2 protein-coding genes and 1 pseudogene are annotated in these 5804 nt (G+C 60.1%); all 3 read right to left on the bottom strand.

Going from position 1 to position 5804, the window contains the following annotated elements; genetic code table 11:
• Window positions 1–407: 407 nt before the first annotated feature.
• Window positions 408–3374, bottom strand: a pseudogene (locus tag ACHFFR_RS07140) (molybdopterin-dependent oxidoreductase); the annotation flags it as partial.
• Window positions 3371–4768: an NrfD/PsrC family molybdoenzyme membrane anchor subunit gene (gene nrfD / locus ACHFFR_RS07135; RefSeq protein WP_394263577.1), complete on the bottom strand. Its 1398-nt coding sequence runs from the start codon at window positions 4766–4768 to the stop codon at window positions 3371–3373. The pseudogene ACHFFR_RS07140 and the gene nrfD, both read right to left, overlap by 4 nt.
• 6 nt (window positions 4769–4774) lie before the next feature.
• On the bottom strand, window positions 4775–5458 hold the full coding sequence (locus tag ACHFFR_RS07130; RefSeq protein ID WP_394263576.1) for a 4Fe-4S dicluster domain-containing protein: 684 nt from the start codon (window positions 5456–5458) through the stop codon (window positions 4775–4777).
• Between the last annotated feature and the right edge of the window lie 346 nt (window positions 5459–5804).

Here is a 5804-nt window from a genome sequence, read left to right as displayed (position 1 = left end):
CTGTCTGTGGCGCTCGTCGGCCATGTCGCATCGCAATGCCTCGCCCGCCGCCAGAGTCTGCGCGATGCCAACAGGGGAGTAGCGAGCGTGGGACCCGCTGGTGGATTGCGAGGTCCCACGCTCGTTCGAGCCGTCGGTCATTAGACCTTCTCGATCTCAATCCACGTGTCGAGCTGGGCAGCGCTGCCACCGAGCGGATCGGACATGCCACCGCCACCGATGAAATCTTCGCCAACGAGCAATTCGTTGACTCCGAATCCGGCGTCGCGCGGCCCTGCGTACCCGAGTTCTTCCTTTCCAGGAACGATCGTTTGAACGGCGTCGCCGTGGCCATACTCGTTCGGCGGAGAGATCACTTCGCCATCGAGCTCGTAGGGCTTGGATCCGTACTGGGTGTGACCCATCGTGGCATCGGCACCGACAACGCCCGGCCGGATACCTTCCGTGACCATCGCTACGGCCTCAATCTCGCCCGTGGGCGACTTCAAGCGAACCTTATCGCCGTTTTCAATACCGCGCTCCTTGGCGTCGACGGTATTAATATTGAGGTAATTCGACGGGCGGAGCTCGCGCAACCACGCCGAGTTCACCGTGCGGTGCGTACCCTGCGTGCGCGCCTTCCACGAGATCATCTTCAGCGGATAGCCCTCGTCTGGCCCCGGAATCGGGGTGCCATCGGCGCGGGTGATCTCGCGAAGACGTGCCATGCCGTCGAAGAACTCGCCGGTAATGGGATCCTTCGCAGCCGAAACTCTGGGCTCGTAGAACTGGCACAGGCCCTCGTAGCGGTACTTCAGCCACTCGGGGTTCTCCGGGTCGTAGCCGTTCTCGCGGTCCTTGCCGTGTTCTTCGAACCGGCCACCGCGATTAAGCACGTAGACGACCTTCGGCCACTCCTCTTCCGTGACTCCGGCCTTCCACGTCTCGATATCGAAGTTGTCCTTGAGGACCTTGTTGCGGGTTTCCTCAAAGATTCGCATCTCGTCCGCATTCGCATCTGGCACCGGATCTCCGCCGGAGAACGCCACGTTGGCAGCGACCTTCATCCACAGGTCCTCGTAGGTGTTCCAGTGGACGCCGTCGCCAAACGCATTGTCTCCAATGCCGGGTAGGTTCATCGCCTTCGCGATCTCCATGTAGGTGACCTCAACCGGGCGCGGTCCCTCGAAGATGCGCGTGGTCGGTTGACCAAGCTGCGTGACGGCGTACTGCTGGGCCGGGTATGGGGCCTCCTGAGAGAACCTCTCGAGGTAGCTCAGATCCGGGAGCAGGTAGTCCGCGAACACGCCGGTATCACCCATCGTGATATCGAAGACGACGAGCAGCTTGATCTTGTCCTGCTTCTTGAGCGTCTCCGCAATCGCGCGCCCGTTGGGCGAGGAATTGACTGGGGAGTGGCGATGAATGAACAGCGCATTGAGCGAGTACGGATAGCCCGCCTCCGCCGAGGGAATAACCTCGTGGCACAGGTTTCCAGGGAACTGGTAGAACCTGCGCTTGGCGGGGTAACCATCCTCCTTGAAGAACGACGTCGTCTCGTACTTCGTGCGCTCACGGGTGATGGGCATTCCCCACGCCTTGCGCGCGTTTGGCACGCCGGCCTGGATATCGTAGCGGCCACCCCATGGGGTGTACTGCTTTTGTCCCGTGATGTGCCCGCCCTTCCAATCGTGATTTCCGATGAGGAAGTTGATGTAGTTGATCGCGCGAATGGCGTCGTAGCCATTGGCGTGCATGGCCGGCCCGCGATAGCTCATGATGACAGCGCGCTTGCCATGCGAGGTGAAATCGTTTCCGATCTCCGAGATGACGTCCGCCGTCGTTCCAGAACGCTCGGCGTAGGTGTCGAGCTCGTGCTCCATCGCGCGCTCCTTGAGCAGCGTGAATGCCGACTTGACCTTCACGGGCCCATCCGGCGTCTCAACCGTCGTGTCGACCTCGAGATCTGCCAACTCCGTCACCGAGTTCACCGGCTGGAGCTCGCCGTTGACCATACACAGGGGCTCTGGGAGCTGCCCCTTTTCTTCGGGCGCCTCGCCGATACCCATGTGGACGACGTTGAGCTTCGGCTTCGTCTTCCAGTCCTCGCCCTCGTCGACGACGACGAGGTGCGTCGCGTCCGAGTAGGTCGGCTCGCCGATTTCGGTGGCCGCATCCTTGCTCGGTGCTCGCAAATACTGCTCGTCGTAGCGCTCATTTTCGATGATCCAGCGGATGATGCCCCACGCAAGCCACGCGTCTTCGCCGGGCTTGACGGGAACCCACAGATCGGCCTTCTCGGCGGACTTCGACAGCTTCGGGTCGATGACCACCATCTTCATACCGCGTTCGCGAGCAAGGCCAACGCGCGGTGCGAGGAAGGTCGGACCCTTCTGCGCCACGAGCGGCTCCGAACCCCAGACGATGAGGTAGTCGGCGTAGTCAATATCGCCGTACATGCGCTTGTGGCCGTCGTCCGGATGCGAGCGCGCATTAGCGAACACGCCCGTCACACCACAGGTTCCGCCGTGGTTGACCTGATTGATCGTGCCGAACATGTTGTTCGCCCACCGATTGCCGACGATCTGCTGGCGATCGCCAGCCATGATTGAGAGCAGATTCGCCTTTGGCCCGAGCTCGGGGCGCTTGGGGTCAATCAGGGCCTCGCCCCACTTGTCCTCAAACTCCTCCTGGGTCATCTCGCCGTTGTCGACAGCTTCCTTGTCGGTCATCACCGGCTCTTCGGGTACGAACTGGTACCACTCCGTGAGGCCGGGCGTGCCAAGTTCGGAATCGCCGTTGAGGATCCCGTCGAGGGCTTCTTCCCACGAGATCGTCTTCCACTTGCTTTCGCCGCGCTCGCCAACACGCTTCATCGGTTGCTTGATGCGCTTGGCATCGTGGGCGATCTGGATGCCCGCCTGACCCTTCAGACACGCAATGCCACCCGATCGCGAACGCGAATCGCGACTCATGACGTTGAGCGGTTTGACGGCGTCGGCAGGGCTCGTGTCGTAGGGGATAGGGCCAACCGGCTGGGTCGTGAGCGGGGAGTATGGGTTGCCCGCAATCTTGCGTACCTGCGCCGTGGCTCCCGTGTCACCGCCATCAGCGAGTCGGACCTTGATCGTGCACCAGGTGTTACACATCATGCACATCGAATGGACGACGTCGGTTTCATCGTATCTGTCGACGTAGTCGCCGCGACCGTGCTGGGTGGGCTCAAGGTAGGGGTCCTCGAAGCCCTGACGGAAGGTATAGGCCATCGCGGCGGCGCCAGCTACGGCTGCCGCACCACCGATGAACTTGCGGCGATTGACGTTGAACTTGCCGTCCTGCTTTTCCGCAGAATCAGCGGCGGTCGCCTGATTATCTGTATTTTGTGTCTGAGTCATGACTGAACTCCTTCGGCGGGCGTGATGTGCGTGGTCGGGCCTGGCTCTCTCGTCCCAGTGCGAACGGGCGAGTCAGCCGCATTATCGTCAGCCGTGCGCGACGCGTGTGCTGCGGCCTCGTCGTCGTGGACGACGTCGTGAGCCTCGTGCGCGGGCTCGTGAATGGGCTGCCACTCGGAGACGAGCGAGTAGAGCATCGCGCCTCCAAAGACGAAGAACGCAACGAGCGACCACTCGAGCAGGGTGGGGAAGTATGCGTTGTCCGGGTACCCCTCGATCACTCCCGGAATCATGGGCGGAATGACGATGTTCAGGCGCACGCCGAACACGCCTATAACCACCATCATTGCTGCGGCTACGATCCAGCCCGTCTTCTTTGACAGCGGACTGAGCAAAATGATTGCTGGAATGATCATGACCATGAGCAACTGCATGACGATAAACGTCCACCAGTACGGCCCTGTCGCTTGGATTTGAAGGATCTCGTGATGGGCGTCGTCGTGGGCAAGGAACGGAATGAGGTACTCGTAGAAGGTCAGCAGCATGTCGATAAGCACGGCCGCGAGGAGCACTCGGCTCAGCCCGCGCAGGAGCGTGTTATCCGGCTTGCGGCCCGTGCCGCGCGCCTGCCAGTAGTTCACTGCCATCAGCAGCGCCGTACCGGAGACCATTGCGGAGACCACGAAGATGATCGGGAAGAGTCCGCCGTACCAGCCCGAGCGCGTCTGAACGACGGCGAAAATCGAACCGGTTCCGCCGTGCACGCCGACGATCGCGAGAGGAATACCGATGATTCCGAGAATCTTCATCCAGAGCTTGGACCGCTCCGGCCTCTTCGCCAAACCGCGATGCAAACGCACTGCAATGATGAGCTCGGCGATGAGGAGCGCGATGTACAGGACGTAGAATCTGACCTCCCACGACAGCGGGGATGACCAGTGGAATTGGTCGAATACCCACGGGAATTTGTGGAGGGCACCTAGGTCCATGCCGATCAGCGCTAGCGCCACGAACATCGAAATGATTGCGGAGAGCAGGGCCGCTCGACCAATTGTTTCGAATTGGTACATGCCAAAGACGTAGACCAGAGTCGACAGCAGGAAGGCTCCCGCCGACAGGCCGACGAAGAAAATGTAGGCGGCGATCCACAGGCCCCACGGCATCTGCGGGCCAAGGTCGGTCATTTGGAGCCCTTGGGTCAGACGGGCAATAACGCCAGGAATGCCGACGAGGATTCCAATCGCAAGAATGCCGTACCAGATCATCCGACCCTTGGGGCGCAGGAATGGCTCGCGGCCGTTGCCCTCATTGAGGAAGCGACGGATTCCGCTCGACTTCGTCTGATCCTTGGGTTCGGACCGCTCGACCTTTTCACGTTCAAGTGTTTGCGACATTTTCCATCACCTCAAGTAGTAAACGCTGGGGTTGGTGCCAGCCTCTTCTTTGAGGCGGAAAGCACGTGGATCTGAGGCAAACTTCGTGACCACTGAATTGGGGTCGTTGAGATCACCAAAGTAGCGAGCGTCGCCGATGCATGTTTCCACGCAGGCCGGCTCTTCGCCGCGGGGGATACGGTGGGCGCAGAAGGTGCACTTGCGAACCTGTCCGACCGGGGGCGACCATGGGCCACCACGTTCACCGAATTCGGTTCCCCACTCGTTGACTTGTAGTTCGTTGAAGCCAACCATCTCGTCTTCGTAGGTTTCGCCGAAGTCGAAGGAGCGGGCGCCGTAGGGGCAGGCAGTGATGCAGTATCTGCACCCGATGCACCGATCCTTGTTGATGACGACCACGCCGTCGTCGCCCTTGTAGGTTGCGTTCGCCGGACATACGAGCACGCAAGGTGGATCGTCGCACTGCATGCAGGGGCGTGGAATGTTCATGCGACGCACGTTCGGGAACGTACCAACTTCCTCCTCGAGCACCACGTTGTAGGAGACGCCCGGGGGAGTGCGGTTTTCAGCTTTACATGCGACCGTGCAGGAGTCGCAGCCGACGCACTTTTGCAGGTCAATCACCATGCCCCACTTGGGGGTGTGCTCGGATTCTTCTTCTGTGGTTGTCACCGGATCGTGTGTGGTCATTAGTCACCTCGTCATAGGGGTGGTCTGGGGTATTGACAACTGTATATTAGATTTCTTTGATGTCTAGGGTAATCGCGGTTTGACTGTGAATAATCAAGGGATTTTGTGGGGTGTGAACAGTAAGATGGCCAGGAATCGGTGAATCCTCGCGGATTGCGCAGTGCGTGGTAGTTAGCTCAGACTTTCGTTCCATAAATGCGCAGGCGTGTTAATTCGGCGTTCTGGTGCTCTCTGGCAGTTTGCGGATCGAGGATTGGCGCGCTGACCTCCGATCACTTGAGGCGGTGGAGGGTGTGAAGAATCGGCGATTTATGTGATGATTCCAAAAAGGCCGTCGAGCTGATGC

It is taken from the genome of Trueperella sp. (assembly GCF_043424875.1).
Taxonomy (GTDB): domain Bacteria; phylum Actinomycetota; class Actinomycetes; order Actinomycetales; family Actinomycetaceae; genus Trueperella.
Note: the sequence above shows the minus strand (reverse complement) of the source record. Positions and strands in the feature narration are given on the sequence as shown.